General features: G+C 37.9%; 19 protein-coding genes. 8 read left to right on the forward strand and 11 right to left on the reverse strand.

All coding sequences use genetic code 11. The features are described from left to right. The first annotated feature begins 1 nt into the window (after position 1). The 3 genes from nagA to DNK85_RS02365 all read left to right on the forward strand — a co-directional run bounded on the left by nagA (position 2) and on the right by DNK85_RS02365 (position 4029). A complete protein-coding gene (gene nagA, locus DNK85_RS02355; RefSeq protein WP_119327976.1) occupies positions 2–1153 on the forward strand; it encodes an N-acetylglucosamine-6-phosphate deacetylase in 1152 nt (383 codons plus the stop codon). Next, positions 1150–2346 (forward strand): BaiN/RdsA family NAD(P)/FAD-dependent oxidoreductase, encoded by a 1197-nt coding sequence (locus tag DNK85_RS02360; RefSeq protein WP_119327977.1) that lies wholly within the window; start codon positions 1150–1152, stop codon positions 2344–2346. Before nagA ends, DNK85_RS02360 begins: the two co-directional genes overlap by 4 nt. Positions 2347–2526: 180 nt before the next feature. Then, entirely contained in the window at positions 2527–4029 is a 1503-nt protein-coding gene (locus DNK85_RS02365; protein WP_119327978.1) for an APC family permease, read from the forward strand. 660 nt (positions 4030–4689) lie between these two features. Here the strand turns inward: DNK85_RS02365 and DNK85_RS02375 are convergent. From DNK85_RS02375 to rbsK, 3 genes are all read right to left on the reverse strand, one after another. After that, positions 4690–6561 (reverse strand): APC family permease, encoded by a 1872-nt coding sequence (locus tag DNK85_RS02375; RefSeq protein WP_119327980.1) that lies wholly within the window; start codon positions 6559–6561, stop codon positions 4690–4692. A 102-nt stretch (positions 6562–6663) separates the two neighbouring features. After that, positions 6664–7416 carry a Nif3-like dinuclear metal center hexameric protein gene (locus tag DNK85_RS02380; RefSeq protein WP_407919658.1) on the reverse strand — a complete coding sequence of 251 codons (753 nt, stop codon included), beginning with the start codon at positions 7414–7416 and terminating at the stop codon, positions 6664–6666. Beyond that, the gene (rbsK, locus tag DNK85_RS02385) at positions 7413–8324 is read right to left on the reverse strand and encodes a ribokinase (RefSeq protein ID WP_119327981.1); all 912 of its coding nucleotides are present in this window, start codon (positions 8322–8324) and stop codon (positions 7413–7415) included. The genes DNK85_RS02380 and rbsK overlap by 4 nt, the downstream gene beginning before the upstream one ends. Positions 8325–8558: 234 nt before the next feature. Here rbsK and trmL point away from each other — a divergent pair, with 234 nt between their 5' ends. The 3 genes from trmL to DNK85_RS02400 all read left to right on the forward strand — a co-directional run bounded on the left by trmL (position 8559) and on the right by DNK85_RS02400 (position 9650). Next, positions 8559–9020 (forward strand): tRNA (uridine(34)/cytosine(34)/5-carboxymethylaminomethyluridine(34)-2'-O)-methyltransferase TrmL, encoded by a 462-nt coding sequence (gene trmL / locus DNK85_RS02390; RefSeq protein WP_119327982.1) that lies wholly within the window; start codon positions 8559–8561, stop codon positions 9018–9020. Between the two features lie 36 nt (positions 9021–9056). Next, positions 9057–9278 carry a hypothetical protein gene (locus tag DNK85_RS02395; protein ID WP_119327983.1) on the forward strand — a complete coding sequence of 74 codons (222 nt, stop codon included), beginning with the start codon at positions 9057–9059 and terminating at the stop codon, positions 9276–9278. A 93-nt stretch (positions 9279–9371) separates the two neighbouring features. Further along, positions 9372–9650 carry a peptidylprolyl isomerase gene (locus DNK85_RS02400; protein WP_119327984.1) on the forward strand — a complete coding sequence of 93 codons (279 nt, stop codon included), beginning with the start codon at positions 9372–9374 and terminating at the stop codon, positions 9648–9650. Positions 9651–9716: 66 nt separating this feature from the next. Here the strand turns inward: DNK85_RS02400 and glnE are convergent, their stop codons facing one another. The 8 genes from glnE to DNK85_RS02440 form a co-directional block, all read right to left on the reverse strand. Further along, on the reverse strand, positions 9717–12434 hold the full coding sequence (glnE, locus tag DNK85_RS02405) for a bifunctional [glutamate--ammonia ligase]-adenylyl-L-tyrosine phosphorylase/[glutamate--ammonia-ligase] adenylyltransferase (protein WP_119327985.1): 2718 nt from the start codon (positions 12432–12434) through the stop codon (positions 9717–9719). Between the two features lie 71 nt (positions 12435–12505). After that, positions 12506–13996: an apolipoprotein N-acyltransferase gene (gene lnt, locus DNK85_RS02410; protein ID WP_119327986.1), complete on the reverse strand. Its 1491-nt coding sequence runs from the start codon at positions 13994–13996 to the stop codon at positions 12506–12508. 11 nt (positions 13997–14007) lie between these two features. Then, a complete protein-coding gene (locus tag DNK85_RS02415; protein WP_119327987.1) occupies positions 14008–14856 on the reverse strand; it encodes an HlyC/CorC family transporter in 849 nt (282 codons plus the stop codon). Between the two features lie 6 nt (positions 14857–14862). Beyond that, positions 14863–15330, reverse strand: coding sequence for an rRNA maturation RNase YbeY (gene ybeY, locus DNK85_RS02420; protein WP_119328019.1), 468 nt, complete (start codon positions 15328–15330; stop codon positions 14863–14865). Positions 15331–15339: 9 nt separating this feature from the next. Further along, positions 15340–16320, reverse strand: coding sequence for a PhoH family protein (locus tag DNK85_RS02425; RefSeq protein WP_119327988.1), 981 nt, complete (start codon positions 16318–16320; stop codon positions 15340–15342). A gap of 4 nt (positions 16321–16324) precedes the next feature. Next, the gene (gene miaB / locus DNK85_RS02430) at positions 16325–17680 is read right to left on the reverse strand and encodes a tRNA (N6-isopentenyl adenosine(37)-C2)-methylthiotransferase MiaB (RefSeq protein ID WP_119327989.1); all 1356 of its coding nucleotides are present in this window, start codon (positions 17678–17680) and stop codon (positions 16325–16327) included. A gap of 210 nt (positions 17681–17890) precedes the next feature. Beyond that, a complete protein-coding gene (locus DNK85_RS02435; protein WP_119327990.1) occupies positions 17891–18880 on the reverse strand; it encodes a thioredoxin domain-containing protein in 990 nt (329 codons plus the stop codon). Between the two features lie 175 nt (positions 18881–19055). After that, positions 19056–19541 carry an FKBP-type peptidyl-prolyl cis-trans isomerase N-terminal domain-containing protein gene (locus DNK85_RS02440; protein WP_119327991.1) on the reverse strand — a complete coding sequence of 162 codons (486 nt, stop codon included), beginning with the start codon at positions 19539–19541 and terminating at the stop codon, positions 19056–19058. 174 nt (positions 19542–19715) lie between these two features. Between DNK85_RS02440 and rlmD the strand changes: the two genes are divergently transcribed. Continuing rightward, a complete protein-coding gene (rlmD, locus tag DNK85_RS02445) occupies positions 19716–21062 on the forward strand; it encodes a 23S rRNA (uracil(1939)-C(5))-methyltransferase RlmD (protein WP_119327992.1) in 1347 nt (448 codons plus the stop codon). A 97-nt stretch (positions 21063–21159) separates the two neighbouring features. After that, on the forward strand, positions 21160–22107 hold the full coding sequence (gene trpD, locus DNK85_RS02450) for an anthranilate phosphoribosyltransferase (RefSeq protein ID WP_162896481.1): 948 nt from the start codon (positions 21160–21162) through the stop codon (positions 22105–22107). Positions 22108–22544: the final 437 nt, after the last annotated feature.

Below are 22544 nucleotides of genomic sequence, written 5' to 3' on the forward strand. Positions count from 1 at the left end.
AATGCAAAGCTATCGAATAACTGATGCGCAAATTATCACCAAAGACGCTGTTTTAGCAGGTGAGATTGCTGTTGAATGCGGTAAAATTATGTCAATTGGGGATCCAAACCCAGACTTTTCACATTTACCAAAGTTTGAATATCATGCTAGTGATCGTGTAATGCCTGGGTTTATTGATACACATATTCATGGTAGCTGTGGTTGTGATGTGATGGATGCTGAGATTGAATCCTTAAAAGTAATTACATCATCCTTATATCGCCAAGGTGTTACCTCGTTTTTAGCAACAACAATGACGCAGACGGAAGCAGCAATTAGTAAAGCGCTTAGCAATGTTGCTGACTTTAATAAGATACATGCTTATGGGCGACACTTTGCCAATATCTTAGGTGTGCACTTAGAGGGTCCTTTTATTTCACCGGATAAAATTGGCGCGCAAAACCCAAAGTTTTTGCAGGAGTCTTCGGTTGCTAAGCTTAAAAGTTGGCAAGATAAAGCCAATAATCTTATTAAAAAAATTACGATTGCGCCGGAGATATTAGGTGCTAGTCATATTATTGATTGGTGTGTGCGTGAACAGGTTATCGCCTCTATTGGACATACTAATTGCACAGCCCAGCAAGCATTAGCAGCAATTGCTCAAGGTTGCGCTCAAGCAACACATCTATTTAATGCCATGAGTGGTATAGATCATCGTAAACCAGGAGCTGCAACTGCTCTTTTAATGTCGGAAGATATTGTGGCGGAGCTTATTGTTGATGGTATACATTTAGCGCCTGAAATCGTTGATATGGTTTATCGTATTAAAGGAGCTGACGGTATTCTTTTAGTCACTGATGCAATGTCAGCACAAGCTCATGGCGAAGGTATATTTGATCTTGGTGGTCAAAAAGTCATTGTCAAAAATAATGAAGCACGTCTAGAAAATGGTGTATTAGCAGGTAGTGTGCTGACGATGAATAATGCATTAAAAAATATGTGCACATTTAGTGACTGCAGTTTATCTGAAATTATTAAGATGACGAGCTATAATGCCGCGAAGAGTCTTAATATACATCGCAATAAAGGGGATATTAGAACAGGGGCGGATGCCGATTTAGTTGTTATTGATAAACATTTTCAGATCAAACAAGTGTTTAAAGCATTACAATGAAAGTAGACGTTATTGTTATTGGTGCTGGTGCCTCAGGGCTTATGTGCGCCATTGAGGCCGGTAAAAGAGGGCGTAAAGTACTCGTTCTTGATCATGCCAATAAGGTAGGCAAAAAAATATTAATGTCAGGTGGTGGACGTTGTAATTTTACGAATTATTATGTTGAGCCGGCGCGTTTTCTATCGCAAAATCCACACTTTTGTAAGTCTGCATTAAAGCGTTATACGCAATGGGATTTTATTGCATTGGTTGACACTTATCAGCTTAATTACCATGAGAAAACATTGGGGCAGCTTTTTTGTGATGGAAAGTCACATGAAATCGTTGATATTCTACTTAATGAATGCCGACAATATCAGGTTGAAATTAAACTTAATACGGTGGTTAAACAAATTCTTCAATATGATCAAGATGCCTTAGCTACACATGGATTTTACATTAAAACAACAGCATGTGATTATCATGCTCAGTCTGTCGTTATTGCCACAGGTGGTCTTTCAATTCCAACGATGGGTGCCTCGGGTTTTGGCTATGAGATAGCGCGTCAGTTTGGTCTTGAAGTTTTACCAACCTCAGCGGCATTAGTACCATTTGTTCTTGCTGCGCATGATAAATTAAAATATGCCGAGCTTGCAGGTGTTTCAGTGTTTGCTGAAGTCAGTTGTAATGGGCAAATTTTTTGTGAGAATTTATTGTTTACACATCGTGGTTTAAGTGGGCCTGTGATGTTGCAAATTTCATCTTATTGGCAACTTGGAGAATATTTGCACATTAACTTATTGCCAGAAATAAATATATTAAGTGAAGTGCTTCAACAACATAAAAAAATGCAAGGAGTGTGTCAACTTAAAACATTGTTAGAAAATTACTTACCAAAGAGATTACTAGCCATATTCATTGATAATTTACTATTGCATAAAAAGCTCGCCGATCTTTCTAATAATGAGATAGAGCATATCATGCAGTGTTTACAATCATGGCAGATTAAACCATGTAGTACCGAAGGGTATCGTACAGCTGAAGTCACAAAAGGTGGGGTAAGTTGTGATGAAATTTCTTCAAAAACAATGGAATCTCACAAGGTTAAGGGACTTTATTTTATTGGTGAGGTTGTTGATATTGCTGGCTGGCTTGGTGGTTATAACTTTCAATGGGCATGGGCATCAGGTTGGGCTGCTGGCCAGTTTGTATAAAACTAAGTTATATATTTACAAGCTTTAAAAATGACGCTATAGTCTGTCGTCTTATGACGGCAAGTATTTAACAAAAATAATGCTTTATTTTTAAACATGTATACCCATCGCAAATCATTTTGTGGTGGTTGTGAAGTGTAAAATAATGTCAATAAAAGAACCAAAAGAGGGAAGAGGAATATGGGTGCAGAGTTCACACCAAAAAAATCAGGCGTGTCACTATTGAGTGCAACCTTATTGAGTGCAACTTGTATGGTTGGCTCAGGCTGGCTGTTTAGTGCGCAATTAACTGCGAAAATCGCGGGTAACTGGGCATTTGTTGCATGGATTTTAGCTGCTGTTTTAGTACTGTTAGTTGGCTTGTGTTTAGCAAAGGTTGTTGCCATTTACCCAGTGCGTGGTGCGACAACACGATCTAGTGCCTTATCACACAATGGTATCTTTGGTATGCCGTTTGCTTTTGCCAACTGGTTTGGCATTATGGTCGTTATTGCCACAGAGGCGCAGGCGACAACCCAGTATTTATCAGCAGCGATTGGCTCTGAAGCATTAATGCAGAATCATGCACTAACCTATGGTGGTAAATTTTTAGCTTTAGGTATTTTATTTGTTTATCTGGTGGTGAATTTTTATGGTATTAAATTACTAACACGTGTGAATAATGTCGTAACCGTACTTAAGGTTTTCACCCCACTATTTGCAATTATTGTTTTTCTTATTGCAGCATTTGATCACTCAGGATTGAGTAACAACTTTAATTTACCAACAAATAGTCATTATGGGTTTAGTAGTGCTGTAATGGCAATTATTGGTGCGGGCTTGATTTATTCATTTAATGGCTTTCAAATCAGTGTATCCTTTGCCAGTGAAATCAAAAACCCAAAACGCAATGTACCGTTGTCGATTATACTATCAATACTCATTATTTTGATTGTATATATGGGGTTGCAATATGCCTTTATGGCAGCTGTTCCGCATGATGTTTTAGTAAAAAATGGTGGTTGGCAGGGAATGAACTTCTCATCACCGCTATTGAATTTAGCAATGTTGCTAGGTTTGAACTTTTTGGCTATTTTATTATTAGCAGATAGTGTGGTGAGTCCATCTGGCACAGGATATACCTATCTTGGTGCATCATCGCGTATGCTTTATGCAATGTCAGCAGAAGGGCAAATGCCACGTTGGATTGCTAAGCTTGATCCGGTATACAACTTCTCTAAGCGCTCGATGATGATCAACTGGGTATTAGCAGCAATTGTATTATTTAATGCCGAAAGCTGGGCAGCCTTAATGGTTGTCGTAACAGGTTATCATGTTGTCGGGTACATGGCAGCGCCGATTAGTATGGGTGCAATCTCCCCTAAAACACGCTGGTTAGGATTGATTGTTTTTGTTATTTTAGGGCTTATTATGTTGACCATCCCAAGTAATGATCTAATGATGGTGAATAGCTCATTAACGATTTTATTGATTATTTATGCTTTTGTGCAGCACAAGGTGGGGGTGCAAAAGCTTTTATTATTTATTTTGCCATTTATTGCTTACTTGTGGTTGTTGTATATTGTGCCAAATATTTGGTTTGTCGCAATTATATCGGTGATATTTTATATTTTAATCACTACTAAATCTTATGTTGGAATGTGTAGGGAGCATGGTGATATCAATCGTATAATTGAGGATTAATTACTCTTGCAAGCTTAGCTTTTTCTGATGTTAAAAAGGACTTTACCATATAATTTTAAGAGCCAAAAAGAGTAGCATTTTTTAAAAATGTCTCTGCGTTTTTTGTTAAACTTATTTTGTGTTTTTTTTCATATTTTTAGTATTCACTCTTAACCCTAACCTAGGGTGATAGTTTAAAGTGTTTTGTCATTGAGTGCTTATTGATAATAGACAAAGGATGTTTTTATATGTTAAGGATAAAGTTAAGACAATTACTAGTAGTTATTATATTTATTTTTTTGCAATGCGATGTAGTAGCTAACTTAAAAGCTGGTCTCAAGTTATGGAAAACTGCGATTTTTACTCCTGTTAAATATTATGATGATCAAGGGAATTTGAAAGGTAATTATAATGGATACAGTAGTTCCCACTGAAAAACTCTCTGAAAGCCTATGGTTGAGAGGTTTATTAGAAAAAAGATTACGAAAATAATTTTCTGGAAGCCTTGATTTATCTAGCCTGGCGAGGTTAATGGAAATTGCTGAAAAAAGTATAATCGGATAGCTATTGCAGCAGTAAAAGTTACTGGAGGTGTTATCTTATTTATGTTGGCAGTAAATGCTTTATCCGCCTCATGAGAATACGAAGTCAAAAGATGACTCAGATTATAGCTGATCTGCTCTAAACAGTTAACTGATAAGGAACTTCTACAATAATTCGTGCTTGACCTTTGGTCTCAGTTTTACTGACGCTTTTTAAACCCCAACGTAAAAGAGCTGTTTTTTGATTATGCAAGAATGTATGCCATAGCTTGGTTGTTTCAGCTTTAGGCAGAACTAATACAGCAAGTCCTCGTTCAGGTTCTGTTAAATCCGTACGACGAATAAATTTAATCAATGGTCTTGATAGGGATTGATATTGAGAGTCTAGGACAACTAGCTTTTCAGGGAAGTTTAATTCGTTCCATTGTTTTTGTAAGCGTGAGGTTCTTTCAGGGTTAATATTGATTGTCACTGGTGTAATATCAGGCGATATCTTGCGTGCAAAGCTAAGAGCTGCAATTGTCCCTTTATGTAGTTTAGACACAGGTACAATGACTTTTAGCTGTGTATTTTTTTGTAATGAGGTTTCAATCAAACCAGTATCCGCACTTAATGAGAGTTCTTGATCAGCCAAGTGATAATGGTGTGCAATGCGGTAAAATATTAAAATTAATATTGGTAAGGCGATGATAATAATCCAAGCACCTTCAAAAAATTTGGATTCAATAACGACAATAACAGCAATAAAAGTACAAAGACAGCCAAAGCTGTTGATACAGGCTTTGATCCACCAGCTTTTGACATCACGACGACGGTTATACCACACGCGCACAAGACCTGCTTGACATAAGGTAAATGCCAAAAATACACCAATTGAGTATAGTGGGATCAGTGCACTGGTATTGGCTTGAAAGATAATAATTAACACACAAGCAAAAACAGCAAGTGCTAGAATGCCATTACTAAATGCCAAACGATCACCAACGTTTTGTAGTTGTCTTGGCAGGTAACCATCTTTACTAATCATTGAGGTTAGTAGTGGGAAGCCTGCAAAAGAAGTATTAGCTGCTAATAATAAAATCAAGCAGGTTACAGTCTGCAAAAGGTAATAAAATAAACCGCCACCAAAAATATTGTGTCCGATTTGTGATAACAAGCTTTCATCAGTTAGTGGTTGCAATTCAAGTTTTGAGGCTAAAAAAGAAATACCTAAAAACATTGAGATCAATAGCACGATCAAAACCATTAGGGTAATCGATGCATTTTTAGCACGTGGTTGCTTAAAGGACATCACGCCATTAGCAACAGCTTCAATCCCTGTCATGGCGGAACATCCAGATGAGAAGGCGCGTAGAATAAGTGTTAAGGTTAATGCTCCAGTTAACGGTGTCATAAGATCAGTGACATGTGAATAATCAACCGGAGGTAAATTACCAGTAAGATAGCGATAAAGCCCAATGCCAACCATAGATAATATAACAACAACGAACGCATAGGTTGGCCACATAAAGGCAGAAGCTGATTCTTTCATGCCACGCAGGTTCATCCACATAATAAAAATAATCGCGATAATTGCCATGAGCTCTGCATGAGGTTGTGTCTCGGGGAAAGCAGAAGTGATTGCCAAGATGCCAGCAGAAACACTCACAGCAACTGTTAAAATATAGTCAAGCATGAGCGCGCCAGCAGCAAGAAGCCCCATAAAGGTGCCTAAATTCTCGCGTGCCACAATGTATGCGCCACCACCTTCCGGGTAAGCATCAATTGCTTGTTTGTAAGACACACCAACGACAACGATTAGGATTGCAATAAAAATAGCAATATGCATTGACATTGCTAGGGCCGCAGTTCCTGCTAGGATAAGTACTGTTAGAATTTCACCAGTTGCGTATGCCACTGATGATAATGCATCAGAAGAAAAGATCGCCAGTGCATGTTTTTTTGATAAAGCATGCTCTTCGGCTTGGGCTTTGGGGATAGGGTCGCCAAAAAAAATGCGTCCTAATTTCATAAGTGAAATCCGTTGTATTTTCTCGTAAATATAAGCCTGCGAATTTACACTATTTTTATTTTTTAGGCAATGTTGGCAGAATATTTAAGAAACGCAAATGACTTAAACCGGGTTATCAATATCAATAAAATGGTGTGTTAAGTCAAAGTGTTGCGCCAGATACTGCCCAAGTGCTTTGATGCCATAGCGTTCAGTGGCATGGTGACCTGCGGCAATATAGGTAATACCTAGCTCACGTGCAATTAAAGTCGTACGCTCAGAAATCTCTCCTGAGATATAAACATCAGCACCTGCATGATAAGCATGTTCAATAAAGTCTTGTGCACCTCCGGTGCAAATTGCGATTTTTTGAACTTCCTGATGCATTTTGCCAACAATAACTGGTGAGCGTTGAAGTTTATGTGTAATAGTGTTAGTAAGCTCAGTTAATGTCGTTTGATTTTCACAGATAACCCCATAATTAGGTGTTGTCCTTGTATCAAATTCAGATGTTACTGTAAGATCCAGAAGTTGAGCTAATTGTGCGTTATTTCCAAGTGTTGGATGGATGTCAAGCGGCAAATGATAAGCAAATAAATTGATATCATGTTGAATCAATGATTTGATTCGTCGATATTTTATCCCAGTAATTACTTGATTTTCACCTTTCCAAAAATAGCCATGATGTACCATAATGGCATCTGCTTTTTTAGTAATAGCTGCTTCTATTAACTCAAGGCTAGCGCTTACTCCCGTGACAATGGTATGAATGTGTTTTTTGCCTTCAACTTGCAAACCATTAGGGCAATAGTCTTTTATCATATCAACATTCAATAGGTTATTAAGGTGATCTTTAAGTTCTTTTTGATCGATCATATAGGACTCATTAAATGGTTGATTTCAGCAAGGTAGGGGATGGACGTTTGCGCACCCAGTTTAGTTACAGAAAGAGCTGCGGCGGTATTGGCAAATACAATAGCATGAAGCAATGAATGATCTTGAGCAAGTGCACTGACTAATGCGCCATTAAAGGTATCACCTGCTGCAGTAGTATCAATTGCAGTGACTTTATGGGTGGCGATAAGTTGTGGGTGATAACCGTCATAGAAGAAAGCGCCTTGGGCGCCCATGGTGATAATAATGTTTTTAACACCACGGTTAAAAAGCACTTTAGCAGCATTGAGGGCTGACGATTCATCTGTCACCTTAATCCCAGTTAAAAGGCTAGCTTCAGTTTCATTTGGAGTAATAATGTCGATTAATGGGTAAAGTTTCTCTGGTAGGTTTCGTGCAGGGGCTGGATTAAGCACAAATAAACACTGGTTGTTTTTTGCCAGTTGTGCAGCATGCATGATGGTTTCAATCGGTGTTTCTAATTGTGTAAGCACGATTTTGGTATGCGCAAATTGCTCAGTGAGCTTGTCCAGATCTTCGGGAGTTAATAAGGCATTAGCACCTGGCGCTACTGCAATCGAGTTTTCACCACTTTGGGCAACATAAATCATAGCAACACCTGAAGGATCAGAAGTGCGTTTAATGTGCTTTGTATTGATGTTGTCTTTGTGATAGTTATTAATAAGCGTTTTACCAAAGCCATCTTCACCGATACAGGCAATAAAGTGCACATTGCTACCTAAACGTGCTGCAGCAACTGCTTGGTTGGCACCTTTACCGCCAGAAGCCGTTAGAAATTGACCTCCTAATATAGTTTCTCCTGGGTTTGGAATGTGCTCAACTTGAATAATCAGATCCATATTAGCACTACCAATGACCATTATTGTCATAATCACGATCCTTAAATCAAAAATATATAAAGCAAGAGTATCGTATCATATTTTACCTTACTACACCTAAACAGTTAATGGCAGCAAATAAGCTAGAAAGCGTTTCCTTGAATATCTATCCATCATAAGCCATTTCACAGTATTTCTTCATCATTACTTAGTGCATGTAAAGCCTGCAAAAGTCTTGTGTCTGATATACAATAATGCGCTATGTATCTTTAGAGTGTTGATAAAATGATTCATATTGCGTTGTATGAGCCCGAAATTCCACCCAATACCGGAAATATTATTCGTTTATGTGCCAATACCGGAGCAAAGCTGCATTTAATTGAGCCCTTGGGTTTTGATCTTGATGATAAAAAGTTACGTCGTGCTGGGCTTGATTATCATGAATTTGCCGCAATTGCTAGATACAAAAACTTTCAAAGCTTTATTGATATGCATGCTGATAAGCGGATATGGGCATGTACGACAAAAGCAAATCAATATTACCATCAGGTGTCATTTCAAAAAGATGATATTTTGCTTTTGGGACCGGAAAGTCGAGGACTACCGCAAGAAGTCAGGGATCTGTTGAGTCAAACGCAAATAAAATTGCCGATGTTGGCAAATAGTCGCAGTTTAAATCTATCCAATGCTACTGCGATTATGCTATTTGAAGCATGGCGACAATTAGGATTTGAAGGCGTGTTGTGAGCAATCAAAAGCCTTTTGTGGTTCAGCAGCGTTATTATGAGTGCGGTTATCCAGCTATCTAGTGCTTTTGCTGTTGCATGGGTTGCAAACTTGTTAGCAACGTTTTCGAATGTATTTGAGCTAAGTGTGCATTCTGTAATTACACTGCATGCTTTTAGTTATGTTATGATTTTTTGTGCTTTAGGCATGTTTATAACAGGTGTTTATTTATTTTTTTGTCAGCAAACACATCGCTTAAGCGATATCCAATTAACGTAATGAACAAATTACATGCTTTTTCATTGTTTTTTAATGATTGATTCGGTACACTCCAAGGCGTATTAATCAGTAGCAACCAATATGGAGAACAATATGAAACAAGCGTCAGCACGTCACATCCTCGTTCAAACAGAAGCAGAATGTGAAGCTTTAAAGAAAGAAATTGAAGCAGGTACAGACTTTGCAAAAGCAGCTGAAGAAAAGTCATTATGCCCATCAGGCAGAAACGGTGGTGAGTTAGGATCATTTGGGCCAGGTCAAATGGTTCCTGAGTTTGATAAAGTGGTTTTTTCTGAAGAGGTCGGCAAAGTGCATGGTCCAGTCAAAACACAATTTGGTTATCATTTGGTTGAAGTGACATCACGCTCATAATCTTCATTTATACGATCTTTTAGGGGCGTATTGCATACGCCTGATATTATTATACTTTTTATTCTATCAACAAAAAAGCTGTTGCCAGATTGCTTTGACTTCATTAGCTTGTTGTTGGCAGCTATCAAGCGGCACAACATAAGATTGTTTATCAAGATAACGCTTAAACCCTAAGTCGCGAAAGTAGCAATAATGTTCAATCAGTGCATTTGCTATTTCAGTGTTTATTAAACTTGCGCTTTCCATGGTCTGTATGATGCGAATACTATCGCTATAGTAGCATACAAAGGGAACTTTATAACTATAACAAAGTGCAAAAAATTGGGCGATAAATTCAATATCAACCATTCCACCAACACTTTGCTTAAGATCAAACTCTTGGGGCGTAACTTGAAGTAAATGTTCACGCATTTTATGACGCATATCCACAATATCCTTTTTCAATTGCTCCATATCACGTTGTTGGCAAATAATAGCAGATCTTAGTGCATTAAACTTATGTGTTAAATCGTCAGATGCATAAATCATCCGTGCGCGGGTTAGGGCTTGATGTTCCCATGTCCAGGCAGATGTTGTTAAGTATTGTTGATAAGACTCAAAACTCGGTACAATAAATCCATGATCACCCTCAGGGCGTAACCGTAGGTCAATCTCATATAAGGTGCCATGATATGTTTTTATTTGCATGAAATGGATAAACTTCTGTACGACACGTACAAATAAGTAAGGTGATAACTCAGCATTTACTCGATTATGAACAAAGACTAAGTCCAAATCAGAAGCAACACTAAGCTCAAGTCCACCTAGTTTGCCATAGGCGATGACACCTAAAGAGCGTTTATAAGCGGTTTGTAAAGCTTTGGAGATGTTACTGTATTGAAATACTTCGCGCCACGCACCATCAAGCACTGCTTCAATAGTTACTGTTGCTAGGTGGCTGAAAAGATCACTAGATTCCATTAATGAAATATGCCCATGCGCTTCACTGACAATAATATTAAATACTTGCTCTAAGCGGAAACGCCGCAGGCTTTCTAAAAAAGCTTCGATATCCTCAATGTCGATCGCCTGTAGATAAATACGTAGGTTATTACGCAAATAATCAACATCTAAGTAAACATCATCAGGCGCTTTATAAATCAATGCGTGTTCCAACAAAAAAGCGTGCTCAGTCAACATTTCAATAATGCGTCGCCCTTTATTAAGAAGTTGTAGGAAATCTAGATGACGTGCTTGGTATTCTAACAGCAGAAACAAGTAAGTTTGGCGCTTACTTAATTTGTTGAGCAGTCCCAAAATATCGTGAATAAGGTGAGGGTGGGTATTTAAGCATAGCTGTAATAAGTGCTTAATTGCTGGTAGTACATCTTTGGATATCTGGTTTTGATGGTGCAAAAAGAAGTGATCTATTTCAATCTGTTTATCCTGATCATTGTTAATACTAGCTGTTGTGTCAGGTGTATTTTTATAGTTTGCTGTATGTGTTACTAGGACATTGTTTGAAGTTAATGTGTTAAAGCGTGTTAACTCATCAAATAATGTACTGACTCTTGCGCGCGTATCATTTATTTTGTTAAGCAATATTTGCCAGTGATCAAAACCAATTAAGCAGGCGACATTTTTTTGTGTAAACTCTGCATCAGGCAGTTGATGTGTTTGCTGATCATCAAACATTTGTAACGCATTTTCGACATCACGCAAAAACACATAGTGGGCATACAAATCATGGGTTTTGGTTTTAGGTAGAATATCTGCATTTTGTAAAGCATGTAGTGCTGTTGCTAGTTGATTCGTTTGTAAGGTAATATTTTGACCACCATAAACAAGTTGATAACACTGGCAGATAAATTCGATTTCACGGATACCACCACGACCCAGTTTGATATTGTTTTTTAGTGTAGTAGATTTCATCTCAGTCAAAATCTTTTGCTTCATATCACGAATAGCATTGAGCATGCGATAGTCGTGATAGTGGCGATAAACAAATAGATAAATATTGTGTTTTAAGTCACGGATAACGTGAGCATCTGCGTGTAAAATATCTGCTTTGACATAAGCATAGCGTTCCCAATCGCGTGCATGATGAATAAGATAGTTTTTAAAGCTCTCAAGCTCGGTGACCAAGGGTGCGCCATCACCAAATGGGCGCAAGCGCATATCAATGCGATAAACAAAGCCATCAATTGTGACATCATTAAGTAGTGTAATTAAGCGCTGTCCAAGCTCAGTATAAAAGCGCATGGTGCTATATTCTCTACCGCATTGTCTTAGTAATGTTATATTGCTTGTTTGAATAAATACAAGATCAATATCTGAGGAGAAGTTAAGCTCATTGCCACCAAGCTTACCCATAGCTATAATCGCCAAACGATCAGGTATATTAATAAGTCTACGCTCTAAGGTGATTTGTTGTAATAAATAGTGTTGTGTTTGGCGCAGAATTTCTTTAGCAGTAAATGAAATAATTTCAGCAATTTGTTCAAATTGAATGTATTGATGTTGTTGTTGAAAAACAAGTTTGGCATGAATACGTTGGCGAAAAAGGCGTAAATTTTTTGGCAATGATTTATGAGTGGTATGCGCTGAAAATAGCGTAGTAATCTCAGTGGTGATGTCTTTTAGATCATCTGTTTCAAACCAGTTGATATCATTCAGAAACTGAGGGTTTTGTGTGAAAAATCGAGCAAAAAAAGCACTGCTATTAAAGGTGATAAAGAGTTTATTTAAAAGATCAGGTTTAAGATTATGTAAATGAAAGTAATCACAAAATTCTTGTTGGTTCATCAAAAATATAAACTTTACCAATCAATGGTATTAAGTCTATATTAGTCTTAAAAAGTTTAATAGGCTTTCTGCTATTTAGTACGCTTTCTTTTATAAATACAAATAATCAAAGCAATCACCATAAACAACAAAGATAAGAGGGTAATGGGTAATAACCCATATATCGTCCACGGCGTTTGTCCTGTCATGCCATAAACCTTACCCTTTAATATGGCTTGTTTGTTGCGCGGAAGGCTGGCAATGGTTTGCCCCTTAGGGTTAATAATTGATGTAACCCCATTATTGGTCGCTTGAATAACGTAGCGTCCGGTTTCGATTGCGCGCATTTGTGAAATTTCCTCGTGCTGCCAAGGGGCAAGAGAGTCACCAAACCACGCATCATCACTGATAACAGCGATAAGATTGGCATTTTGCAGTTGCGCGCGTACCTCTGAAGGGTAAGCGATTTCATAACAGATAAATAACGCAACACTTAAACCATTCATTTTAAGTAAGGGTTGCACTTCATCACCTTTGGTAAAGCTCGACATTGGAATATTGAAGTAGGCCATAAATGGTTCAAGAAAATAGGCAAAAGGGTAGTATTCACCAAACGGAACTAAATGATGCTTGTAGTAATGACCGGAGCCTAAACCGTAAACAAAGGCGGAGTTGAAGTATTGCTTTTTACTATTTAATGCGACAGTACCAACCAAAATTGCACTATGCTGTTTATCACCCAGGTCATCTACTTGACGTAATAAAGGCGCAATAAAAGTTTTAAATGTGGGAATCGAATTCTCAGGCCAAAAAACCAGATCGGCTGGATTGTCTTTTGTGGTGGTATAGTAATAGTTAATAATTGTTTGTAGCATGCTTGGATCCCATTTCTGATCCTGAATAAAATTGCCTTGTAGGATGCTAACACTTTTTTCAATACCATCACTTTTCGTCCACTTTATTTGCTGCAAAAGTAAAGCAATCACTAAGGTAACAATAATGCTAATAAGCATTGATATTATAATCTTTGGTTGACGGAAATGATTGATAGCCTCACTAATGCATGTTGATATAAAACATACGATAAAGCCTACTAAAAAAACACTACCAATGGGAGCGAAGCCTGCTAAGAAAGTATGTGTTTGTGAATAACCAAGTAATACCCATGGAAAGCCAGTAAAAAGATGGGTACGTAAGAGTTCTAATATCAACCATACAACGGGTAATAACAAAATTCTGTAAAAAAAATGATGATCTTTGAGTTTGGCATAGGCATAGCCAAATATTAAAAAGAATAAGCTTAAAAATAAGATAAAGACAATGGTGAGTGTTACACCCAAAAAGATGGATTGACTAAAGGCGTGAATGCTGACGTAAATCCACGAAATACTCGAGCCAAAAAAACCGATACCATAACAAAATCCTAGCCAAAGGCATCGACGCATGTGCTGCTGTCTTTGCAGAATCTGCATGAGTAGTATAAGTGAAATAAACGCAAAAATACTCAAGCCAATCGGTGAAAATGACAGGGTAAGCATTACACCAGTGATCAATGCTAAAACACTCATTGGAATAAAAAACATATGAATTTAATTTAGTCTTGACTGATCATAACGTGAAGTGCACGTACACGGCGCTTATCAGCAGCGGTTACTTTAAAGGTAAACTGCCCAATAGTCACCTCTTCGCCAACCTCAGGTAGATGTTCTAGTTTATTGATGATCAGTCCACCAATGGTATCAAATTCGCTATCGTCAATATTTGCATCAAAGAAGTCATTAAAATCTTCAATTTCAGTTAATGCATCGATGCTAAATTCGTTTTCATTGACTTTAAGAATTTGTGTTGCTTCTTGATCAAATTCATCCTCAATGTCACCGACGATCTCCTCTAAAATATCCTCAATGGTGACGAGCCCTGATATCACTCCATATTCATCAACAACGATGGCAAGATGGTTATGGCTCGTTTTAAAATCACGCAAGAGTGCATCGAGCTTTTTACTTTCAGGTACAAAAATTGCACTGCGCAATATAGGTTTTAAATGTTCAACACAAAGATCTTTGTGCTCAAGTACAACTTTTAATAAGTCTTTGGTATGCAGTATGCCCAGAATGTCATCACGATTTTCAGAGAATACAGGCAAGCGTGTGTGACTCGAGTTGATAATAGTTTGAATGATCTCTTTGCTAGTCATACCAGCATGAATTGTTGCCATTTGTGTGCGCGGAATCATAATATCACCGACCGATGATGAGGCAATATTTAGTACCCCTTTGATCATGTCACGCGACTCGCTATCGATCGTACCTTTCTTAACAGCAAGACTCACAAGACTCAAAAAGTCAGAAGGGCTGTGCGGCATTAAAATGGTGGCGGCTATTTTTTCAAGCCAAGTTTGAGAATGTTCAGCGTTATCGTTTTTCGTCTGTTTTTCATCCATTGTTTACTATTTCTCAACATAAGGGTTATCAATACCAAGCTCTGCCAATAAAGCGATTTCTATGCTCTCCATTTCAAGGGCATCCTTTTCATCGATATGGTCATAGCCAACTAAATGTAGTATGCCATGGATTAGAATGTGGCACCAGTGAGCATCGAGCAATTTACCTTGCTCTTTTGCTTCTTTTTGTAAAACGTCAGGACAGATAATCAAATCACCTAAAAAATACGCAGTTTCGTCGTCTTTTGGTAACCCAGGAGGCGCATCAAAAGGAAAGGAAAGAATGTTAGTTGGCTTATCCTTAGCGCGATAGTTATTGTTATAGTGTTGCATTTCATCAGCACTAACAATTTGAAGACTAATAATTGCATGATATTTTTTAAGGAATTTTAAAGTATTTTCGGCCCAAGTTTTCAGTTTATCTTCAGTAGGTAAATAAAGGGCATTAGGGTTGTTAATATCAATCTCAAGCATCATATTAATTTAATAATCTTGACTATGATGTTGTTCATAGACGTCATAGGCGGCTACAACGCGTTGGACAATTGGATGGCGTACCACATCAATCGTTTCAAAGAACGTCATACTAATTCCGTCAACACCAGCAAGCACTTCAATTGCATGACGAAGCCCAGGAGTCACACCTTTAGGTAAGTCAACTTGGGTGATATCACCCGTAACAATAGCTGTTGAGTTAAAACCAATCCGTGTTAAGAACATTTTCATCTGCTCTTTGGTGGTATTTTGACTTTCATCAAGAATGATAAAAGAATCATTAATCGTGCGCCCACGCATATAGGCTAGAGGAGCGATCTCAATAATTTGTTTCTCGATTAATTTGCTGACATGCTCAACACCCATCAAATCATATAAGGCGTCGTACATAGGTCGTAAATAAGGATCAACTTTTTGTGCTAAATCCCCTGGCAAGAAGCCTAGCTTCTCACCAGCCTCAACCGCAGGGCGTACAAGTACCAAGCGTTTAACAAGGCCTTTCTCAAAAGCGGCAACAGCACACGCCATCGCCAAATACGTTTTGCCGGTACCAGCGGGGCCTATACCAAAGTTAATATCATTCTCTTGAATACGCTTTAAATAGCGCTCTTGATTAATAGTGCGTGGATTAATAGGGCGTGAGCCAATCATGACCTGAAACTCAGGAATAAACTTTTCTTTCTTATCTGTTTGTTCCCTTTTAGCAAGGCTATTTAGGGCGATATTGAGCTCTTTATTGCTAAGTTCAAACTGAGCATCATTGACAAGTTTTTGATAAAGTTCTTCTAAAAAATCTTGGGCATCTTTAATTGCAGTTTTTGGGCCTACAATACGAAAATTATTGCCACGTTGAATAATCTCAACGGCTAAGTATTTTTCGATTAAGTGTAAATTTTCATTTAGGTTGCCGCACAACTTAGCAAGCATTTGTGCACTATCTGGTTCAAGGTGAAACTGTATTGATTTCATGAAGCTAAATTATTTCTCCGCGCAGTGAATGTGGTAAGGCTTCAATAATTTTAACATCAATTAATTGACCAATTAAACTAGAATCACCAGCAAAATTAACGATGCGATTATTTTCTGTGCGTCCGGCAAGCACTTTATCATCTTTCTTAGAAATTCCTTCTATCAAAATACGCTGTGTTGAGCCGACCATTTGACGACTAATGACCATGGCATTATGATTAAGCTGATCTTGCAGACGCTTTAAGCGCTCTTTTTTAACTTCAATGGGTGTGTCATCGGCTAAGTTGGCGGCAGGAGTTCCTGGGCGCTTACTATAGATAAAGCTAAAAGATTGGTCAAAGTGTACGTCTTTGACAAGATCCATTAATTTTTCAAAGTCTTCTTCAGTCTCTCCTGGGAAACCAACAATAAAATCAGAAGATATAGTGATATCTGGGCGAACTTTTCTTAGTTTACGGATTTTTTGTTTGAACTCCAAAATGGTGTGATTACGCTTCATGGCTGTTAATATACGATCTGAACCATGTTGTACTGGTAAATGCAAGTGATTTGCCAATTGTGGTACTTCGGCATAGGCATTAATCAAATTATCTGAAAACTCAACCGGATGAGAGGTGGTAAAGCGAATACGCTCAATGCCGTCAATCGCAGCTATAAAGTGAATAAGTAGCGCCAGATCTGCCGTGTCTCCTGAGGCCATTTTGCCAAGATAGTGATTAACGTTTTGACCTAAAAGTGTGATCTCTTTAACGCCTTGCTCGGCTAAGATGGCGCATTCTGCTAATACATCTTCAAATGGTCGATTAACCTCAGGCCCTCGCGTATACGGCACGACACAATAAGAGCAGTATTTATCACAACCTTCCATAATCGAAACAAATGCCTTAGCACCTTCAGCTTTAGGTGCCGGGAGGTGATCAAATTTCTCTACTTCAGGAAAGGAGATATCAACTTGGGAGATTTCAGTTTTTTGTTTTTGTTTAATTAAATCAGGTAAACGGTGAATAGTTTGTGGACCAAAAACAATATCAACGAAAGGGGCGCGTTTAATGATGTTTTCACCCTCTTGTGAAGCAACACATCCACCAACACCGATGACAAGTTCAGGATTTTTATTTTTAAGATTTTTCCAGCGTCCTAATTCATGAAATACTTTCTCTTGAGCTTTTTCACGAATGGAGCAGGTATTGATAAGAATAATATCTGCCTCGGTATAATCTTCAGTTTTGCTGGTATTAAAATGCGCGCCTAAAACTTCATTCATGCGTGATGAATCGTATTCATTCATCTGGCAGCCAAGTGTTTTGATATATACTTTTTTATGTTGCTTTAAGGGCTTTTCAATCACGCTGTCTGTCATTTTTATTCACCTGATTTTATTTATTGTATGATTTGCATTTATTGCCAAGCGTATTTGATTTGAAATAGATTGTTTATTAGCCTGACAAAAAGTCAAAATAGGGTAGCGGTTTTTGTGTGAAAATGCTAGTGAAATCTCAAAGTCTATACAAAATGCGTAATGAGAAAGTAATTGAAAAATATAGGGGCGTATGGTGTACGCCCAATAGAGTTATTTGCCTTGTGCTTTATTAATTGCTGCTTGAATAACATCTTGCTGTGCAAAACCAGGAATAACGGTTGTGTTGGCTGTTGTTGCTCCTGATAGAGGCATAACGATAATTGCTGGTGTGCCTTTAATACCTAGTTTATCAAAACCAAGCTTCATATCAGCAGCAATATTGTCAGTCACTTTTTTCTCTTTGATTAAGCTTTCAGCTTTGGCAACATCAATACCTACTTTTTTCGCCATATCATTAACATCTTTAACCGTTAATTTTCCTTCATCAATGCCACTTGCAAAGACGGCATTGTGATATTTCAAATAACCTTCAGCACCATTTAGCATATAGGCGGCAATACCCATTTCAGCGGCATATTGCGATGCCTCCCAGCGTTGACCAAAGATTGGAAATTCTTTGAAGATGTATTTTACATTTGGATTAGCATCCATCACTTTTTCCATAATAGGGGCGACTTTATGGCAGAATACACATTGATAATCAAAGAATTCAATCACAGCAACTTTAGCATCTTTTGGTCCGATTGTTGGCGTTTGCTCATTAGAAAGTAGCGCTTTGACATTGTCTAAAACAGAAGTTACTTGTTTTTTCTCTTGTGCTGCCATTAGATTTTTTTGGAATGTTTGCATAATCGTTTGCATTTGCTCTGGCGAGAACTTACTTTGCTTGTTTGCAATACCTGCTTTAAATCCAGCTAAAACTTGAGCGTTATCTAAAGTTGCATCTTGTGCTTTTAACTGTGCGCTTACATTGCCTGCTACTCTATAGCCTAATGTATAGCTTACGTTATTGATAAGTGTCGCTCCACTTTGCTGAGTGTCGGCAGTTGTTTCAGCTGTTGGCTTTGTTGCAACTGTTTTTGTGACTTCTGGCGTTGCTTTTGCTGAGTCTTTTGAGTCTGATTGAGAACAACCAGCTAAAACAGTAGCAAAAAGAGTAGCGCTAAGCGTGCTTACGATAATTTTTTTTGACATACCCATTGTAAATAAAGCTCCATGTTTTTCAGTTAATAAAATAATATTTTCGAACTATAGCAAAGTTGTTTCTAAAAAGAAAAAGGTTCATGCTCAAATAGTAAATTTTTTTCACAAAAAAGCCCCAATAACGGGGCTTGTGTCTATTAATAATGGTTTTGTATACTGATCACGGGTGATCTTAGTTTGCAGCAGCGCTTGTTGCATCAACTGCCTTTTTAGCACTATCAGCAGATGTTTTTGCTGTGTCAGAAGCAGTTGTTGTAGCTTGTGCTTTTGCTGCATCAATTTTGGCTTTAGCTTTAGCAGCTTCGGCTTCTGCTGCCTCTTCGTGTGCTTTCATTTTGGCTTCCATTTCTTTTTGGAAAGCTTGCATTGATTGCTCCATTTGCTCTTGGCTTAACTTAGGTTTGCTACCTTCAATACCAGCAACAAAGCCTTGTTGAAGGTCATCAGTATTTAGACTGACATTTTGCTGCTTTAATTGTTCTGTCATGTTTTTACCAATCGAATAACCAATTGTGTAGCTTGCATCCGCGGTGTTGTTTTTGGTTGTTGCCGCTGCTTTTGCCGGTTCAGCTTTGGTTGGCGTGGCATTAGCAAAAGCGCCAGAAACTAATACGCTGCCGGCTAAAAGTGAAAATGCAATAGTGGTTAATTTCTTCATATTTGCTCCATTTTAATGATTAATGTGTTAAATCGAACTTCACTAGCTTAAACAGCACCTTAGCAAAGAACAAGCGTTTTACAGTGAAAAGCATTAAAAAGATCAAAAAACAATGACATTTAATATACAATTGCTAAACTATCGCTCATTTAAAATTATGCTTATCGTAACCTAATGCCAAGACGAATTAAGAAAAACTGTCCTAGTGGTGTATTTAATACAACCATTTCTAGCCTATCACATGAGGGACGAGGAATTGCTAAAATCAATGGTAAAACAACTTTTATTCCATTTGCTTTAGAAGATGAAGAAGTAGCATTTGAATATACTTTATCTAAATCAAATTACGATGAAGCGAAATTGGTGCGCGTACTTACGCCAAGTACTAAACGTGTCTTTCCACCGTGCACGTATTTTGAGATTTGCGGCGGCTGTTCTTTCCAACATGTGGCGCCTGATGCACAGATTGCCTTTAAAGAAGAAACTTTGCTTAATCATTTCAAGCATTTCGGACGAGGGCTTCAACCACTTACGCGTATTGCTCCTTTGCGATCAAACTCACATGAGGGGTATCGGACAAAAGCGCGTCTTGGTGTGCGCTATGTACATAAGAAAGGTAAAGTTTTGGTGGGATTTAGAGAACGAGATGGACGCTTTCTTGCCGATATTGATCACTGTAAAATATTGCATTCAAGTGTTGGTAAAGATCTAACATTACTGCAGAACCTAGTGTTTAGTCTATCTAACTATAAAGAGATTCCACAAATTGAAGTAGCCGTTGATGATCAGGTAACAGCGCTGATTATCCGACATTTAAGCCCATTCACTGATGAAGATCTATTGAAATTAACTGATTTTGCGAAGGCATATCATTTTTGGGTTTACTTACAAGCTAAGGGGCCTGATACGGTAACGCGCCTATATCCAGAAGTAACACAAGAACCACAATCACTATCCTACGATTTGGTAGATTATGGTGTGCGTATTTATTTTGAGCCAAATGACTTTACACAAGTCAATCACGATATCAATCGCAAGATGTTAAAACAAGCGATTGAATTATTAGAAGTATCAAAAGATGATACGGTACTGGACCTTTTTTGTGGTTTGGGTAACTTTAGTTTGCCATTGGCAACGAAAGCGACATTTGTCGTTGGTGTCGAGGGTGATGAAGCGATGACCATGCGTGCTATGAGGAATGCTAAGCGTAATAAAATAGATAATGTTGCTTTTTATCCGGTGAATTTATTTGAAGATATCTCAAAACATCAGTGGATTATAGAGCATCAATTTAATAAGCTGCTATTGGATCCCCCGCGTGCAGGTGCCGAGATGGTTTGTCAGCAGATTGAAATAATCAATCCTAAGCGTATCGTCTATGTATCATGTGATCCAGCGACTTTAGCGCGTGATGCAGGTATTTTGGTCAATGAAAAAGGCTATAAGCTACTTTCAGCTGGCGTGATGGATATGTTTCCACATACCACGCATGTCGAATCCATTGCTGTTTTTGAAAAATAAATGTGGAGTAGCGTATTGCATATGCCCAAAAACAGGCAAAACCAAATTTTAAAAACTTAATTTTATAAAGAATGAAAAAATAAAAGAAGGTGAGATTGTGGAGATTGAATCATTAGTCAATCAGTTGTTAAGTGATGAAACAAACGAAGATGAGCAATATCAAATTATTCAGAAAATAGATAGTGAGTTATATGAAGAGCAAACGCTTTTTGCATTAGCAAAAACCTTTTTGAATTATAGCATTAAGGTGGAAAATCCTTTTGCTCAAACAATAGATATTGTGGGTACTGGTGGAGATGGCTGCAGAACCTTAAATTATTCAACGCTCAGTGCATTAATGATACATGTCTTAGATGCCAAAGTTGCCAAGCATGGTAATCGTTCATCAACATCAAAATGTGGTAGTTTTGATTTTCTACAACAGCTTAATGTTGATATTCCAGATAGCCCAGAGGCTGCTTTAAACTTACTAAAAGAGCAGGGGATAGTGTTTTTATTTGCGCCATTTTTCCATCCGATTTTTGCCAAAGTGATTAATGTGCGCCAGCGCTTTGCCAAAGAGGGTAAACGCACCTTTTTTAATGTGCTGGGTCCTTTATTGAATCCTATGCAAGTCAAAAGAATCGTTGCCGGTGTTTATGATGAGCGTTTACTTAAGCCTTATCTTTATGCACTGAAAAATCTAGGTGTTACGCATGCTTATATTGTTTATGGTGATGGCATGGATGAGTTTTCGGTTTGTGGTGCAAATAAAGTCATTCAGCTACATTATGAAGAAGTGACTGAGTTTAGTTTACACCCAGAGCAACTTGGGTTTGTGCGTGGCAAGTTAGATTACTTAGAGGCAGGTGATTTGTATCAGAATATTGCAGAGTCAAAAGCATTATTAAATAATGAAATGTTAGGGGCTAAACAGGATACATTAATCTTAAATGCAGCTGCTGCGATGCATGTTGCCAGTGGTTTTGGTGATACATTATCATCACAGGTTAATCTAATCAAGGAGGCTTTGTCGCAAGGAAGATTTGCACATTTAATTCCCTAGTCAATAGGATAACTAAAGAGCTAGGGTGGGAATCAATAATAATAGTATTGTGTCAACAACTTCTAAAATATATGCCACTACTAGCTTAGGCTAAGGGTGTCTAGCAATACAATACCATTCTTGGTCATTATGCAAGTGAGCAATATGGCCATTCCAGTCTATAGGTTATTACAGAGTAAAAAGAGATCACCCTGCAGTATATATAATGATGAGAAGGGGGGAGTATACTGCAGGGCAATTTCACGGTCTCAAGGTTTCGATCATAGAGCACACTGAAAGAGAAGGGAGAGAGAAAAAAGTCTGCTCTGTGATCGTGATCCCCTTGAGTGACTCCAGTATCACAAGCCAACATTAAGATAATCTTAAGATATGCAAATAATTTTTAAAAAATATATTCTTTGCAAAAATGACGTAAAGAAGCGTGATCTATGTTTGCT

It is taken from the genome of Cysteiniphilum halobium (genome assembly GCF_003574425.1).
Lineage (GTDB): Bacteria > Pseudomonadota > Gammaproteobacteria > Francisellales > Francisellaceae > Caedibacter > Caedibacter halobius.

Excerpts from the sequence above, each read along its gene's own strand:
- nagA (WP_119327976.1), top strand. The coding sequence starts at position 2 with ATGCAAAGCTATCGAATAACTGATGCGCAAATTATCACCAAAGACGCT.
- DNK85_RS02360 (WP_119327977.1), top strand. The coding sequence starts at position 1,150 with ATGAAAGTAGACGTTATTGTTATTGGTGCTGGTGCCTCAGGGCTTATG.
- DNK85_RS02365 (WP_119327978.1), top strand. The coding sequence starts at position 2,527 with ATGGGTGCAGAGTTCACACCAAAAAAATCAGGCGTGTCACTATTGAGT.
- DNK85_RS02375 (WP_119327980.1), bottom strand. The coding sequence starts at position 6,561 with ATGAAATTAGGACGCATTTTTTTTGGCGACCCTATCCCCAAAGCCCAA.
- DNK85_RS02380 (WP_407919658.1), bottom strand. The coding sequence starts at position 7,416 with ATGATCGATCAAAAAGAACTTAAAGATCACCTTAATAACCTATTGAAT.
- rbsK (WP_119327981.1), bottom strand. The coding sequence starts at position 8,324 with ATGACAATAATGGTCATTGGTAGTGCTAATATGGATCTGATTATTCAA.
- trmL (WP_119327982.1), top strand. The coding sequence starts at position 8,559 with ATGATTCATATTGCGTTGTATGAGCCCGAAATTCCACCCAATACCGGA.
- DNK85_RS02395 (WP_119327983.1), top strand. The coding sequence starts at position 9,057 with ATGAGTGCGGTTATCCAGCTATCTAGTGCTTTTGCTGTTGCATGGGTT.
- DNK85_RS02400 (WP_119327984.1), top strand. The coding sequence starts at position 9,372 with ATGAAACAAGCGTCAGCACGTCACATCCTCGTTCAAACAGAAGCAGAA.
- glnE (WP_119327985.1), bottom strand. The coding sequence starts at position 12,434 with ATGAACCAACAAGAATTTTGTGATTACTTTCATTTACATAATCTTAAA.
- lnt (WP_119327986.1), bottom strand. The coding sequence starts at position 13,996 with ATGTTTTTTATTCCAATGAGTGTTTTAGCATTGATCACTGGTGTAATG.
- DNK85_RS02415 (WP_119327987.1), bottom strand. The coding sequence starts at position 14,856 with ATGGATGAAAAACAGACGAAAAACGATAACGCTGAACATTCTCAAACT.
- ybeY (WP_119328019.1), bottom strand. The coding sequence starts at position 15,330 with ATGCTTGAGATTGATATTAACAACCCTAATGCCCTTTATTTACCTACT.
- DNK85_RS02425 (WP_119327988.1), bottom strand. The coding sequence starts at position 16,320 with ATGAAATCAATACAGTTTCACCTTGAACCAGATAGTGCACAAATGCTT.
- miaB (WP_119327989.1), bottom strand. The coding sequence starts at position 17,680 with ATGACAGACAGCGTGATTGAAAAGCCCTTAAAGCAACATAAAAAAGTA.
- DNK85_RS02435 (WP_119327990.1), bottom strand. The coding sequence starts at position 18,880 with ATGGGTATGTCAAAAAAAATTATCGTAAGCACGCTTAGCGCTACTCTT.
- DNK85_RS02440 (WP_119327991.1), bottom strand. The coding sequence starts at position 19,541 with ATGAAGAAATTAACCACTATTGCATTTTCACTTTTAGCCGGCAGCGTA.
- rlmD (WP_119327992.1), top strand. The coding sequence starts at position 19,716 with ATGCCAAGACGAATTAAGAAAAACTGTCCTAGTGGTGTATTTAATACA.